Annotated in this window: 13 protein-coding genes; 8 read left to right on the top strand and 5 right to left on the bottom strand. The window is 44.2% G+C overall.

All coding sequences use genetic code 11. From position 1 onward, the window contains the following. Nucleotides 1-222: 222 nt before the first annotated feature. The 4 genes from QZ158_RS01035 to QZ158_RS01050 form a co-directional block, all read right to left on the bottom strand. On the bottom strand, nt 223-1,641 hold the full coding sequence (locus QZ158_RS01035) for a C69 family dipeptidase (protein ID WP_293873401.1): 1,419 nt from the start codon (nt 1,639-1,641) through the stop codon (nt 223-225). Nucleotides 1,642-1,721: 80 nt separating this feature from the next. Then, the gene (locus QZ158_RS01040; RefSeq protein ID WP_293873405.1) at nt 1,722-4,058 is read right to left on the bottom strand and encodes an endonuclease MutS2; all 2,337 of its coding nucleotides are present in this window, start codon (nt 4,056-4,058) and stop codon (nt 1,722-1,724) included. A gap of 96 nt (nt 4,059-4,154) precedes the next feature. Next, a complete protein-coding gene (locus tag QZ158_RS01045; RefSeq protein WP_293873408.1) occupies nt 4,155-4,709 on the bottom strand; it encodes a CvpA family protein in 555 nt (184 codons plus the stop codon). Nucleotides 4,710-4,719: 10 nt separating this feature from the next. Continuing rightward, complete coding sequence (locus QZ158_RS01050) at nt 4,720-5,010, bottom strand: hypothetical protein (protein WP_023024429.1); 291 nt, start codon at nt 5,008-5,010, stop codon at nt 4,720-4,722. Nucleotides 5,011-5,162: 152 nt separating this feature from the next. On the opposite strand from QZ158_RS01050, the gene QZ158_RS01055 reads away from it, so the two are divergent. The 4 genes from QZ158_RS01055 to QZ158_RS01070 all read left to right on the top strand — a co-directional run bounded on the left by QZ158_RS01055 (nt 5,163) and on the right by QZ158_RS01070 (nt 9,762). Next, nucleotides 5,163-5,642 carry a glutathione peroxidase gene (locus QZ158_RS01055; protein ID WP_293873419.1) on the top strand — a complete coding sequence of 160 codons (480 nt, stop codon included), beginning with the start codon at nt 5,163-5,165 and terminating at the stop codon, nt 5,640-5,642. 55 nt (nt 5,643-5,697) lie between these two features. Further along, the gene (rnhC, locus tag QZ158_RS01060) at nt 5,698-6,588 is read left to right on the top strand and encodes a ribonuclease HIII (RefSeq protein ID WP_293873422.1); all 891 of its coding nucleotides are present in this window, start codon (nt 5,698-5,700) and stop codon (nt 6,586-6,588) included. 3 nt (nt 6,589-6,591) lie between these two features. Then, entirely contained in the window at nt 6,592-7,230 is a 639-nt protein-coding gene (lepB, locus tag QZ158_RS01065; protein WP_293873425.1) for a signal peptidase I, read from the top strand. Between the two features lie 93 nt (nt 7,231-7,323). Then, on the top strand, nt 7,324-9,762 hold the full coding sequence (locus QZ158_RS01070) for an ATP-dependent RecD-like DNA helicase (protein WP_293873428.1): 2,439 nt from the start codon (nt 7,324-7,326) through the stop codon (nt 9,760-9,762). Between the two features lie 24 nt (nt 9,763-9,786). Here the strand turns inward: QZ158_RS01070 and dinB are convergent, their stop codons facing one another. Further along, the gene (gene dinB, locus QZ158_RS01075; protein WP_293873431.1) at nt 9,787-10,899 is read right to left on the bottom strand and encodes a DNA polymerase IV; all 1,113 of its coding nucleotides are present in this window, start codon (nt 10,897-10,899) and stop codon (nt 9,787-9,789) included. Between the two features lie 225 nt (nt 10,900-11,124). Between dinB and pflB the strand changes: the two genes are divergently transcribed. The 4 genes from pflB (at nt 11,125) to QZ158_RS01095 (ending at nt 15,148) form a co-directional block, all read left to right on the top strand. Next, nucleotides 11,125-13,440, top strand: a complete 2,316-nt coding sequence (pflB, locus tag QZ158_RS01080; protein WP_293873434.1) for a formate C-acetyltransferase — start codon at nt 11,125-11,127, stop codon at nt 13,438-13,440. 140 nt (nt 13,441-13,580) lie between these two features. Continuing rightward, nucleotides 13,581-14,339, top strand: coding sequence for a threonine/serine exporter family protein (locus QZ158_RS01085; protein WP_156676985.1), 759 nt, complete (start codon nt 13,581-13,583; stop codon nt 14,337-14,339). 4 nt (nt 14,340-14,343) lie between these two features. Then, a complete protein-coding gene (locus QZ158_RS01090; protein WP_293873441.1) occupies nt 14,344-14,811 on the top strand; it encodes a threonine/serine exporter family protein in 468 nt (155 codons plus the stop codon). Between the two features lie 106 nt (nt 14,812-14,917). Beyond that, nucleotides 14,918-15,148 (top strand): hypothetical protein, encoded by a 231-nt coding sequence (locus QZ158_RS01095; protein ID WP_061564813.1) that lies wholly within the window; start codon nt 14,918-14,920, stop codon nt 15,146-15,148. The last annotated feature ends 40 nt before the right edge of the window (nt 15,149-15,188 follow it).

Genomic DNA, 15,188 nt, shown 5'->3' on the forward strand with positions numbered 1-15,188 from the left:
GTTTCCATTCTTATCATGATCGATAACGTCAAAGATTTCTAACGTGTCTAAATTCATTACAATCTCTAATCCTAACATCGTTAAACTCCTTTCAAATAGAATTTTAAGCGAACAAAAAAGAGAACAGATTTCTCTGTTCTCCTAAAAATATTGAATTATTTGATTTTCTAAAAACTCTTACCACTTACAGAAACTATCATGAAATAGTACAACTTAGCCCAACTAGTCACTCAAAGAGAAATGGTTGGTCATCAGGTTACTAGCATCCAACAAGACCTTATCCAATAAGCGATCCGTCGCTTCTTGAATCTGATCACTCATTTCCTGATTTTCTCTTTCGAAGTCAACAGTTTGTCCTGCCGCCAAGGCTTGATCCACTCGTCCAATCCGGGCATGCCCAAGTGCCATAGTGCTTTCTTGGTAATCTTCTAAATCTCCAACATGATGACTATAGTGGGCATCTGCCAGACCAGCAATGATCCGATTGGTCCAATAGAAGGAATCTGTCGTCACTTTTTCTGTCGTATTGGCAAAATAATCCGGTGTCGTATCGACCTGGGTAAAGAATGGAACCGCCGTATTGAAGGGCATAGACCCATAGCAAAGCCATTGAATCCCGGTTGTCTCTTGAGGACGATTTGGTCGCAATTGGAGAATAGCCGTCTGGCTGGTCCGGTTAATGCCAATGGTACGGAAGGTCCGACGACTATGACTATCCCCTTCTAAACCGTAAGGATCATAGGCTGAATCCTGGTAGTGACTGCTGAGGACATATTTGACATCTTCAATCGTAATCTTGCGGTAAGGTTTTTGACACCAAGGAAGGAAGAAAGAACGAGGATCTTGCTCCACTTCTGGGTTGAGGAATCGTTGAATATCCCAAGCCCGTGGTGTATTGTAATGACGATCCTTGTCTCGTTGGCTCCCAAAAGCATAACGAGGGTTAAAGGACGAACCGTCAAAATCCAAGGCCAGGTGATGGCGTTCCACAAAATCTTTCAAGTCTGGATCACATAAAAACTCTTCTGGACGATCAAACTCAAAGCGATCACTTCCCAATTGATTGGGATTGGTCACATAGGCATCGTCTGGCACACGGCGGGCCATCCAGTGATGTCCTCCGATGGTTTCCAACCACCAGATTTCATGGACATCGCTGATAGCCACTCCATTAGACTCATAGGTTCCGTATTCCTCTAGGAGTTTCCCCAAGCGAAGCACTCCTTCTCGGGCAGTCTGGACATAAGGAAGAACCAAGGTCAGCATGTCTTCCTCCCCAATTCCACTTTCCACCAGAGGATCCGCTCCCAAGACTCGGCTATTGGTCGTAATGGTCTCTGTCTCACTCATAGCCACATTGTAACGATTGATCCCCGCTTCTCCCCAGATACCATCCTTAGGAATAGCATCTGGAACAGCTGTGTAACGAACAGGGTTATCAGGCAGGTCTATCTCAAAAGGAGATAGGACCGACCGATAATGACGAGGCTGGTCCTCAGGTTGAACGACGATAAATTTCTTAGGGGTAAACACTCCATTTTGAGAGTCTTCCGTGCGAGCTACAATGGTTGAACCATCATAACTGGCATCTTTTCCGACGAGTATAGTGGTACAAGAATCAGACGAACGATTAGGGGTCATATGCTTTCCTTCTTTCCGTTTAAACTGACTGTATTATAGCAAAAAGCGTGCCTGATTAAAAGGCACGACTGACTCTTTGCTTATTTAAAGGTCACAATTGTCGCTCCGCTTCCTCCTGCATTTTGAGGGGCGTACTCGAAGCTTTTGACATGTTTATTGCGACGGAGGTACTTGGTAACTCCTTCTCGGATGACCCCAGTTCCGATACCGTGGATGATATCGACTTGGGCCATATTATTGAGAAGGGCTTGGTCGATAAAGCTATCCAATTCTTCCATGGCTTCCTCATACCGTTTGCCACGAAGGTCCAATCGAGCCCGAGGCCCGTTGGTGTTGGAGCGTTTGACTACGTGGACCTGGCGTTTTTTCGGTTGTGAAGCATCTTTTTCAGCTTTTAACAGATTAAATTCTTTTTCTTCCAAGGTCATCTTGATCAGTCCCACTTGAGCTTCCCAACGACCATCCTTGAGCTGCTTAGTAAGACTTCCTCGTTGCCCATAGCTAATCACCAAGATCTCGTCTCCGACTTTTGGAGCACGGGCTTTCTTAGCCTGTTTCAAGACCTTGTTTTTCGATAGGTCGACCGTTTCTGGGGCCAATTTCTTCAACTGAGACTTGGCCTCAATAATTTCATGGGGCTTGAGTTGCGATTTGGCATGGAGACCTTGTAAGATCTGGTCGCTCTCTGCTAGAGCAAGATCCACAATTTCTTGCGCTTCTTTACGCGCCTTGTTAAGCTCTGTTTCCCTCTCTCGGGTCAATTCATTGTACAATTTCTTGAGGACGCGGTTGAATTTCAGATTTTCCTGTTCAACATCTCGGATGGACTCGAGTCGTTTGCGACTTTCTAGGGTCTGAGCTTCCAACTTTTCAATGATGCGGTTGACATCCCGATCCTGATTGGTCAACCCCTGCGCTTGACGAACAATCACTTCTGACAAGCCTAGACGACGCGCAATTTCAAAGGCATTGGAACGTCCTGGTACCCCCTGCATAAACCGATAGGTCGGACGCAGGCTGTCCGTATCAAATTCCATGCTGGCATTTTGAACACCAAGTGTCTCAATCCCATAGGCCTTAAGTTCTGGATAGTGGGTAGTTGCCATGGTCTTGATCCCTCGTAAGCGGAGATCTTCTAGGATGGCGATCGCCAGTGAAGCCCCTTCCTGAGGATCCGTTCCAGCTCCCAACTCATCTAGCAAGACCAAGGATTCCTCATCGACCTGCTCCAAAATAGAGACAATATTGGTCATGTGACTGGAGAAGGTAGACAGGCTCTGCTCGATCGACTGCTCATCCCCGATATCAGAGAAGATTTGCGTGAAGACAGCTACCTTACTCCCAGCATCTGCTAGGATTGGCAAGCCCGACTGGGCCATTAATTGGGCTAGTCCCAGGGTCTTGAGCATGATGGTCTTCCCACCCGTATTCGGTCCGGTAATCACAATCTCTGTGAGGTCTTTTCCAAAGTGGATATCATTGGGAACAGCCTGCTCAATCAAGGGATGGCGAACCTGCAAGAGCTGAATCTCCCCTTGATCTGACAAGGTTGGAATAGTTCCTTTTCGGTCCTGTAAAAAGCGATGTTTGGCACGAACGAGGTCAATATGACCGATCAGCCAAGCATTGTTCCGGATTTCCCCCGCATGAGGACGAAGGAGGTTTGAAATTTCTTCCAAGATCCGGAGCATCTCGAAGCGTTCATCTGCACGATGGTTCGCAATTTCTTCATTAAGATTGACGACCGCCCGAGGTTCGATATAGACGGTATTTCCACTGGCTGAAATATCGTGCACCACACCGGCAATCCGATTGCGGTAGGTGTTTTTGACTGGCAAGACATTCCGTCCATTCCGACTCGCTACGACCTGATCAGCCAGCATTTCGGACTTGGTCTTCAACAATTCTTGTAGAATGTCTCGCACTTGGTGCTCATTCTCTTGAATCCGTCGACGAATTTTTGCTAAGGTTTCACTGGCAAAGTTTTCAATAAATCCTGCCTCATTAATGGCATGGAGACCTCCCTGCAACTGTGGAAGGTCGACTAGATTTTCAAATATCCGATCCAGTTTTTCCAAGCGGACATTTTCTAATTCATCATAAAAATTTCGCAATTCATGGGTCACGCGCAGGACTTTCTTCACTGCTAACAATTCATCGATATTGAGCGATGTTTCTAGTTCTAAACGCTTGGTCACTGGACGAATTTCTTGGATGGTGGGCACGCTAAAGTGCGGATGCTCCACAAATATCTGAGCCATATCCGCCATTTCAAGAAAGGCGGTTTCAATTACTTCTTTTTTTGTAAGTGGGGCTAATTCCTGCAACTCCACTTCGCCCTGCTCCGTTTGCAAATAGGGCTCTACTAAGTTTTTGACTTTTTGAAACTCTAAGGTTTCGAGAATTTTTTGATTCATGTTTCTCCACAACAGAAAAGGAGGCTGATTTTGGTCTGAGCCTCCCCTTCCTTTCTATAATAACTCTCATGAACTGTTAGACATGATGAGAAGTGATTACGCACCTAATATCTTTACAACCCAAAGTTGTTTCAAGAGGCCTGCTGTAAGGGGGCTATGCTGCACCATAAATCGAATGAGGAAACTTCCATGGAGTCGATCTTGAATGGCTGCCATGGGGATGGTTGACAAAATCGTGAATCCCATTTGCAGAACAAAGTAGGTTACTAGGACAGCTAACACACCACTGGCAATCTGAAACGGATACTCCTCCCATTTTTCAGGCGTTGGAATCAAGGGAATAAAGAGTCCAATCACTCGACCCATCGCATAGACTAAAACAAACAAGATGAAATAAGCCAAACCAGCGTAAAAAACTTTGTCTAAGTGAAAGAGTTGATCTGCACCATAAAAATAGTTTTTTGAAGCTTGTGTTGCACTCGAAAATGGGATCCATAGACTAATGGTTTTTGCCAAGGACTGATACCCTGATCCTGCAACCAACATGGCCACAATCATAGTTAAAAAATAATATCCCTGAAGCAAAATCCCTCGTGAATACCCAATATAAAAACTCCAAGCTAGGATAAATAAAATCAGGATTGAAAACATGCAACTCCCCTTAATTAGATGATCTACCGACTAGGCCATCTAGGGCCTTGCGACGAAAATCTTCCAATTCTTTTTCCTTATCGTCAAACTCAATCTCACGACTCAATTGTGTTGATAAACTATTGATTGCTAGTAAAATGGCCAGGGTCTCATCATCAGCAGCTGGCATTTGTTCTTTAATAGCTTCATATTTTTCCTTCGCGACCCGTTCAACCTCTTCCATAAAGAGATTATCATGATTGGTTGTAAGAGTCAGCGATTTATTACCGAAAGTAAATTTGTATCTATTTAAGCTGGACATAAAAAATCACCTCACGATATTATATCAAAATCTAGCCCGCTTGTCAGTAGGAAAATCCCCTTCCCATAGGAAATACCGGACACTAGGGCCACGGTTTAACTTTTTTCGACTCAAGCGTGATACAATAGAGAAAGTAGGAAAGGACGTGTAAAATGACTATCTATGACTTCACCGTAATGGCCCAAGATGGGAGTCCCTTCTCCCTCGAAGCATACCGAGGCCAAGTACTCCTAATCGTCAATACTGCAACTGGTTGTGGGCTTACGCCTCAATACCAGGGATTGCAAGAGCTCTATGAACGCTACCATGACCAAGGATTTGAAATCCTTGACTTTCCATGCAATCAATTTATGGGCCAAGCGCCCGGTAGTGCGGAGGAGATTAATCAATTTTGTAGCCTCCATTACCAAACCAGCTTCCCACGCTTCGCAAAAATAAAAGTCAATGGGAAAGAAGCCAGTCCCCTCTACCAATGGTTAAAAGAACAAGCTAGTGGTCCCTTGGGCTCCCGCATTGAATGGAATTTCGCCAAATTCTTGATCAATCGCCAAGGCCAAGTCATCCACCGCTTCTCTTCAAAAACTGATCCTCAAGCAATTGAAACAAGCCTAAAAGAAGTTCTTTCAGACTAAATTTGGCTGGTCTTTTTCTGGCCTTTCATCTAGCTTTTATGATACAATAAGGGCTATGGAAACAATTACATTGTCCCCTCAAAACGAGGACATCCAAGCATTTGTTCGTCAGCACCAAGACCACCTGCTACCTTCAAAAAATCCTTATATCCGTTATTTTTTCAAGGCACCTGGTGCAACCATTTCGATTTACACATCAGGAAAGGTTGTCCTACAAGGTAGTCAGGCGACGCGCTATGCTGCCTTCTTCGGTTACCAACAAGATCCGATAGACCAAGCATTTTCCGGACAAGACTTCCCCTTAATCGGAACGGATGAAGTTGGAAATGGCTCTTACTTTGGAGGGCTTGCCGTCGTGGCTTCACTGGTCAGCCCGGAGCAACATGCCCGCTTAAAAAGTCTCGGAGTTGGGGATTCTAAAACCTTAGATGATCGAAAAATTCGAGCTCTCGCACCGATCCTCAAAAAAGAAATCCCGCATCAGGCCTTACTGCTGACACCTAAAAAATACAATCAGGTCATCGCCTCTGGCTACAATGCAGTTTCTGTCAAGGTTGCTCTCCATAATCAAGCTATTTATTTACTCTTGCAACAAGGGGTAAAAGCTCAAAAGATTGTGGTGGATGCCTTTACGACCAAGAAAAACTATGATCGCTATGTTCAAGCAGAAGCGAATCAGGTCCCACAAGTCGTCACCCTAGAAGAGAAGGCCGAAGGAAAATACCTGGCGGTAGCTGTGAGTTCCATTATTGCCCGAGACCTCTTCCTCCAAAATCTGGAAGATTTGAGTCAAGAACTCGGCTACACCCTTCCTAGTGGAGCTGGTACACCCTCAGACAAGGTAGCTGCTCAACTATTAAAGGCCTATGGCATTCAAGCCCTTGACTACAGTGCCAAACTTCATTTTAAGAATACAGAAAAAGCAAAAAAATTGATAGAAAGATAAAGCATGAAACGTTCAAAAAAATCAACTAATCCTGTCCTTTCTTTCCTGAAGGAATGGGCGCTCTTCGGCCTCATTATTGGGGGCATTATTCTCTCTCGTATTTATCTGTGGACGCCTGTCCGTGTCGATGGCCATTCTATGGATCCGACCTTGGCAGATAGCGAATACCTACTCGTTATCAATAAACTACCTGTCGACCGTTTTGATATTGTGGTCGCTAGTGAAACAGAGAATGGTAAAACCAAAGAAATCGTGAAACGGGTCATTGGACTCCCTGGTGAAACCATCGAGTACAAAAACGATGTCCTCTATATCAACGGCAAAGAAACTGACGAGCCTTACTTGAAAGACTACATTCAAAAATTTAAAGAAGATAAATTGCAATCAACCTATTCTGGAAAAGGGTTCGAAGAAAATGGAGAGCTCTTCCGCCAAATGGCACAGATAGCCGAAGCTTTCACCGTTGATAAAGATGGAAATACCACCTTCTCTATAACACTGAAAAACGACGAATACCTCCTCCTTGGAGATGATCGGATCGTCTCAAAAGATAGCCGCCAGGTGGGGGCTTTCAAGAAGGAACAAATCAAAGGAGAAGCCGTTCTTCGCCTCTGGCCACTCCTTCCATTCCAGACTTATTAACCCATGATGAGGTTGGGACTCTTGTTCCAATCTCTTTCAATATCTTCGTGAGAGATAAACTCTCTCAGACCATTACTTAAAAGGAAACTCTGCATGGAATACTATTTCTCAGGAACCATTGAGCGGGTCATTTTTGAAAATCAAAGTAGTTTTTTCCGTATCTTATTGTTGGATATCAATGATACAGATGCAGAGGACTATGATAACTTTGACATTATCGTTACTGGAACGATGGCAGATATCGTCGAAGGAGAAGATTATACCTTCTGGGGAGAACTGGTCCATCATCCGAAATATGGCCAACAGTTGCAAATGAATCGCTATGAACGAGCCAAACCCACTAGCAAAGGCTTGGTGAAATACTTTTCTAGCGACCATTTTAAAGGGATCGGACTCAAAACGGCCCAAAAGATCGTCGATCTCTATGGTGAGGATACCATTGATAAAATTCTGCAAGCACCTGAAAAGCTAGCCTCCATCTCCGGACTTTCTAAAAAGAATCGCGAGGCCTTTGTCGAAAAACTACAGCTCAACTATGGTACGGAACGGGTCCTCGCCCAACTTGCTAACTATGGCATCCCTAATAAACTAGCCTTCCAAATTCAAGATTTCTACAAGGAAGAAACCTTGCAAATCGTCGAATCGGCTCCTTATCAACTGGTCGAAGATATTCAAGGGATGGGCTTTAAAATCGCCGACCAATTAGCAGAAGAATTAGGGATTTCCAGTGATGCTCCTGAACGCTTCCGAGCTGGACTGGTTCATAGTCTTTTAACCCTCTCCTTAGAAACAGGGGACACCTACGTTGAAGCCAAAGAATTGCTCCAAGCCACCATCCAACTCTTAGAAGCATCTCGTCCAGTCGAACTCGATCCAGCCAGCGTCGCCCAAGAATTGGCCAGTCTCATCGAAGAAGACAAGGTGCAAAATATTGACACTAAGATCTTCAACAACAGCCTCTTCTTTGCGGAAGAAGGGATCCGAAGCCATATCGGTCGCCTGCTAGAAAAAGGAAAGCAAGAATCTTTCGAAGCAGAAAAAATCGAACAAACGATTGATGACATTGAAGATGAACTCCACATTCACTACGACCCCATCCAACGGAAGGCTATCCAAGAAGCCATCCAGCAAAAGGTCTTTGTCCTTACAGGTGGACCAGGAACAGGGAAAACAACCGTTATCAATGGAATTATCGGAACCTATGCCCGCCTGCACCAATTGGACCTTCGAAAGAAATCTCAATTACCAATCCTCTTAGCTGCTCCAACCGGTCGAGCAGCCCGTCGAATGAGTGAACTGACAGGTCTTCCGAGCGCCACCATTCATCGTCACTTAGGAATGACTGGAGACGATGACACGAGTCACTTGGACGATTATCTCGATGCGGATTTTATCATTGTCGATGAATTCTCTATGGTGGATACTTGGCTGGCCAATCAGCTTCTCAGCAATATCTCCTCCAATACCAAACTCTTAATCGTTGGAGATGCCGATCAGCTTCCTTCTGTGAGTCCTGGACAAGTCTTGTCCGATCTCCTACAGATCCCAATCATTCCTCAAGTCAAACTGGAACATATCTTCCGTCAAAGTGAAGATTCGACCATCGTCACTTTGGCCAGTCAGATTCGTAAAGGCCACCTGCCTTCTGATTTCACAGAGAAAAAACCTGATCGTTCCTACTTTGAAGCGCCGAGTGAGCTCATCGCTCCCATGATTGAAAAAATCACCAGCGCTGCCCTTCGCAACGGCATTCCGGCCCGAGACATCCAGGTCCTCGCTCCGATGTATCGAGGTTCTGCAGGCATTGACCAGATTAACAGTCTCATGCAAGAGCTTCTCAATCCATTAGAAACGGATGCTCTATTCTTTCAAGCACTGGACTGCCAGTATCGAAATGGTGACAAGGTCATCCACCTGGTCAATGATGCTGAAAGCAATGTCTTTAACGGAGATATTGGCTACATCACCGACCTTTTACCGGCTAAGTATACCGAATCCAAACAAGATGAACTGACCATCCAGTTTGACGGCAATGAATTGGTCTACCCCCGCAATGAATGGTACAAGATTCGCCTGGCCTATGCTATGAGCATCCACAAGTCACAGGGAAGCGAATTTCCTGTGGTCATTCTGCCCTTGACCAATCAGAGTCGGCGCATGCTCCAACGCAATCTGATCTACACGGCCATCACCCGTTCCAAAAGCAAGCTCATTCTCTTAGGAGAATACACTGCATTTGACTTTGCGACAAGGAATACTGGAACTGCTCGCAAAACCTATCTGATTGAGCGTTTTTCGGATGGAACCTCTCAAGGTAGAGACTCTGCCTCACAGAGCCCTGTCCACCTGGAAGAGCCCATAAAAAAAACAGAGCCCCAAAGGGAGCCCGTCTCAGTTGAAAACCACTCTGACTCACCTGCTTCCCTAGCTTCTCAGCAAGGCTATCGATTAACAGAGGACAATTACTTAAGCATTGATCCCATGATTGGCCTCACAGAGGAAGAAATTCAACAGTTCTTCAAAACTAATTAAAAATTCCCCGTAGGTCAAGTATACCTACGGGGTTTCTTCTATTAGAGATCCTTCACGGGTTTCCCGAGACTCGGAAAAAAAATTAGTGAGGGTCACCCCTAAAAGGCGAATACCTGAGGAGTTACTTTCTAGGCTCTGGTAGAGCTCCTGGGCCAGTCTCTGAATGACTTCAGGGTCTCTGGTTGCTTCCTCTAAACTTCGTCTCTTAGTCAAGGTCGTAAAATCAGCATAACGAATCTTGAGCACCAAGGTCTTACCAATTTTCTGATGATTGGCCAAACTGTTCGCTACCTTTTCAGATAGGTTGGCTAATTCTTTTAGCACATCATCCTCGGCCACCAGCAATTTTCGGTAGGTGCGTTCCTTCCCAATGGACTTACGAATGCGATTGCTCTTGACCGGACTGTTATGGATTCCTCGAGCCTTTCGATAGAGATCAAAACCAAAGCGACCGAAGTGATCGATGAGAGTCATTTCCGGTACTTCTAAGAGATCTGCACCAGTATAAATTCCCAAATCATGAAGTCGCTCCACTGTCCGTTTTCCCACACCATGAAACTTAGCTACATCCAGCTGACTTAAAAAGTCTTGAGCTTGCTCGGGTAAAATGACGGTCAGTCCCTGAGGCTTCTGGTAATCACTGGCAATTTTTGCTAGAAACTTATTGTAGGAAACTCCGGCAGAAGCAGTTAAGTGCAATTCATTCCAAATATCATGCTGAATCAAGCGAGCTACCTTGACAGCAGACTGAAGACCAAGCTTATTGTTGGTCACATCCAGATAGGCTTCATCAATGCTCATGGGCTCAATCAGATCGGTGTAGCGTTTAAATATTTCTCTGACTTGGAGACCGACTGCCTGGTACTTCTCGTAGTTGCCAGGGATGAAAACTGCCTGAGGACACCGTTCATAGGCCTCTTTGGAACTCATAGCCGAATGGACACCATATTTTCTGGCTTCGTAATTACAAGTCGACACCACTCCTCTTCCGCCAGACAAACGGGGATCATGGCCAATAATGACAGGCTTTCCTTTTAATTCGGGATGGTCACGCTCTTCAACGGACGCAAAAAAGGCATCCATATCGATATGAATGATTTTACGGCTCGTATCATTTACTAAAGGAAATATGAGCATGGGCAACCTCCTCTTTCATTATATCCCTATCAACGATTTTTTCCTACTAATTCCTACCTCTTCTAAGACAAAAATATAATACAGTTTATTCGTATTTACCCTTCTGTATTATAAAAGAATCCAAAATCTTTTTGCTATTCCCTTTGTGAAACCGATTTCTATGTGGTATACTACTATTGTAAGTGCAACAGATTTGTTGCTAGAAAGACAAAAGAGGATTTAAACATGGTTGTTAAAACAGTTGTTGAAGCACAAGACATTTTTGACAAAGCCTGGGAAGGCTTCCAAGGTGAAGACTGGAAAGAAAGAGCCAGTGTCTCACGCTTTGTACAAGCTAACTACACTCCATATGATGGAGACGAAAGCTTCCTAGCTGGCCCAACAGAACGTTCACTTCACATCAAGAAGATTGTTGAAGAAACAAAAGCACACTACGAAGAAACTCGTTTCCCATACGATACTCGTCCAACTTCTATCGCTGATATCGCAGCTGGATACATCGACAAAGAAAACGAAGTGATCTTCGGTATCCAAAACGATGAATTGTTCAAATTGAACTTCATGCCTCGTGGTGGTATCCGTATGGCGGAAACTACTTTGAAAGAAAATGGATATGAGCCAGATCCAGCTGTGCATGAAATCTTCACTAAATATGTAACAACAGTTAACGACGGTATCTTCCGTGCTTATACTACAAACATCCGTCGTGCACGTCACGCTCACACAGTAACTGGTCTTCCAGATGCATACTCACGTGGACGTATCATCGGGGTTTATGCTCGTTTGGCCCTTTACGGAGCTGACTACTTGATGGCTGAAAAAGCAAACGACTGGAACGCGATTACTGAAATCGATGAAGAATCAATCCGTCTTCGTGAAGAAGTAAACCTTCAATACCAAGCACTTCAAGAAGTTGTTAAATTGGGTGACCTTTATGGTGTAGACGTACGTCGTCCTGCCTTCGATACAAAAGAAGCAATCCAATGGACAAACATCGCCTTCATGGCTGTCTGCCGTGTGATCAACGGTGCTGCTACTTCTCTTGGACGTGTGCCAATCGTTTTGGATATCTACGCTGAACGTGACTTGGCTCGTGGTACTTACACTGAGTCTGAAATCCAAGAATTCGTTGATGATTTCGTTATGAAATTGCGTACTGTTAAATTTGCTCGTACAAAAGCTTACGACCAATTGTACTCAGGTGACCCAACCTTCATCACAACTTCTATGGCTGGTATGGGTAACGACGGTCGTCACCGTGTTACTAAGATGGACTACCGTTTCTTGAACACTCTTGACAACATCGGTAACTCTCCAGAACCAAACTTGACAGTTCTTTGGACTGACAAATTGCCATACAACTTCCGTCGCTACTGTATGCACATGAGCCACAAACACTCTTCTATCCAATACGAAGGTGTAACTACTATGGCTAAAGACGGATACGGTGAAATGAGCTGTATCTCATGTTGTGTATCCCCACTTGACCCAGAAAACGAAGAACAACGCCACAACATCCAGTACTTCGGTGCTCGTGTAAACGTTCTTAAAGCTCTTCTTACTGGTTTGAACGGTGGTTACGACGATGTTCATAAAGACTACAAGGTATTTGACATCGATCCTATCCGTGACGAAGTTCTTGAATTCGAATCAGTTAAAGCAAACTTCGAAAAATCTCTTGACTGGTTGACTGACACTTACGTAGATGCTTTGAACATCATCCACTACATGACTGACAAGTACAACTACGAAGCTGTTCAAATGGCCTTCTTGCCAACTAAACAACGCGCTAACATGGGATTCGGTATCTGTGGATTTGCTAACACTGTTGATACATTGTCAGCTATCAAGTACGCTACAGTTAAACCAATCCGTGACGAAAATGGCTACATCTACGATTACGAAACAATCGGTGAATACCCACGTTGGGGTGAAGATGACCCACGTTCTAACGAATTGGCAGAATGGTTGATCGAAGCTTACACTACTCGTCTTCGCAGCCACAAACTTTACAAGAATGCAGAAGCTACAGTTTCACTTTTGACTATCACTTCTAACGTTGCTTACTCTAAACAAACTGGTAACTCACCAGTCCACAAAGGGGTATACCTTAACGAAGATGGTTCTGTGAACACAAGCAAATTGGAATTCTTCTCACCAGGTGCTAACCCATCTAACAAAGCTAAAGGTGGATGGTTGCAAAACTTGAACTCACTTGCTAGCCTTGACTTTGGTTATGCAGCTGATGGTATCTCATTGACAACTCAAGTTTCACCACGTGCTCTTGGTAAAACTCGTGACGAACAAGTTGATAACTTGGTAACAATCCTTGATGGTTACTTCGAAAACGGTGGACAACACGTTAACTTGAACGTTATGGACTTGAACGATGTTTACGAAAAGATCATGAGCGGTGAAGACGTTATCGTTCGTATCTCTGGATACTGTGTAAACACTAAATACCTCACTCCAGAACAAAAAACTGAATTGACACAACGTGTCTTCCACGAAGTTCTTTCTATGGATGATGCATTGAGCTAAGATTCAAATAGATTTTTCAAACCAGTCGGAAACGGCTGGTTTTTTCTTGTCCTGTCTTGACTAAATCCGTGGTAACACTAGTACAAATCAGTGAAATTTTGATATAATGGAGACAATCTATTAACAGAACAGGAAGAACAATGGAAGCGTCTAAAGATATGGACCGCGTGATTGACGTCCTCATGTTGGCAGGAACCCTCCTTTTAGAGAGTGGTTCTGAAATCCATCGGGTGGAGGATACCATGATCCGGATTGCTCATTCTCAAGGAATCGATGATTGCAATGCCTTAGCGATGCCAGTCGCTATTTTCTTTTCAATCGAAAATGCCAATATCACGCGGATGAAGCGGATCCTGCGGACCAATTACAATATCGAGAAGGTCTGTGATGTCAATCAGATTTCTCGCCAATTAGTCTCTGGGCACATCAATCTCGAAGAAGCCTACCAAGCCTTGAGCCAATTAAAACGGAAACGAGTCCCTTATACCAATCTACAGTTAACCATTGCGGCTACTCTAAGTGCTCCTTTTTTCTCCATTATGTTTGGCGGGAATTTTTATGATGCGATAGGAGCAGGTATTGCGACTGTCTTTGCCTATGCTTTCTCTCTAGTCGTTGAGAAATACGTGCGCATCCCTTTTGCCACTGCTTTTGCGGCAGCCTTTGTCTTTGGATTTTTAGCCCATATTTGGGCCCGCTATAGTGGTTTTCCTTCCAATACTGATCTCATTATTGCCGGTTGTGTCATGCCTTTCGTTCCTGGGATTGCCATGACCAATGCCGTCAGGGATCTGATGAACAACCACCTCAACTCTGGGATGAGTAAACTCTTTGAGACCCTGCTCATTACTCTTGCCCTTGGTGCCGGAACGACCGTCGCTCTTGTCCTTATGAAATAGAATCATGAATCTAATCGAATTTTTAATCCAAGCCGTGGCGAGTTTGATTGCCATCATTACCTTTTTAATCGTCCTCAACGTGCAACGTTCCATGCTACTCCCTGGAGGAATTTTAGGGATGGCTATTTGGTTGCTCTACTATATCTTGAAAGGGCCTACCAATGTTATCATTGCGACTTTTATCGCCGCCATTGTCGGTTCTTGTATCAGTCAAATTTTAAGTATCATCTACAAGACGCCTGTCGTTGTCTTTATGCTAGCTATTCTCGCTCCCTTGGTTCCTGGATATATTTCCTATCGGACCACCTCCTTCTTTGTTAGTGGCCAATATCAGCAAGCCGTGACCAGTGTGACCCTAGTTGTTATTCTGGCCTTGGTCATCTCTATCGGGATGGCTAGCGGGTCTGTCGTCTTGAAACTCTACCATTCTTACCAACGCTATCAAAAAAGAAAAATAACCAATGCCAACTAGCATTGGTTTTTCAAAACTTATCTATGTAATCGCTTGCATTTTTGTTTAAAAGGAGTACAATGATAGTGAAAAAACAAATCCTTTAAAGTATGTGAGGTGTTGCATGATGGGAAACAAGTATATCAAGTATCTCCCTTGGGGGATTTTAGGAGCAATCAACTCCTATCTAGAAGCAACTAACTATGCACGCAATTCATTTGACCTGTTCTTTCTGACCTTGAACTTTCTGATTGTGTACATCGCTATACTCGTCTTCTACGAAAATGTTCTAAAAGATAAATGCAAAGAACTCTTCATACGGGTTATGAGTAACCCTAAGAAAGATAAGCAAGCATAAGAGTTGAAAAGCCATCTAAGGATGGCTTTTTTGATTTTCG

The organism is Streptococcus sp. A12 (assembly GCF_905372335.1).
In the GTDB taxonomy this organism is placed as follows: Bacteria; Bacillota; Bacilli; order Lactobacillales; family Streptococcaceae; genus Streptococcus.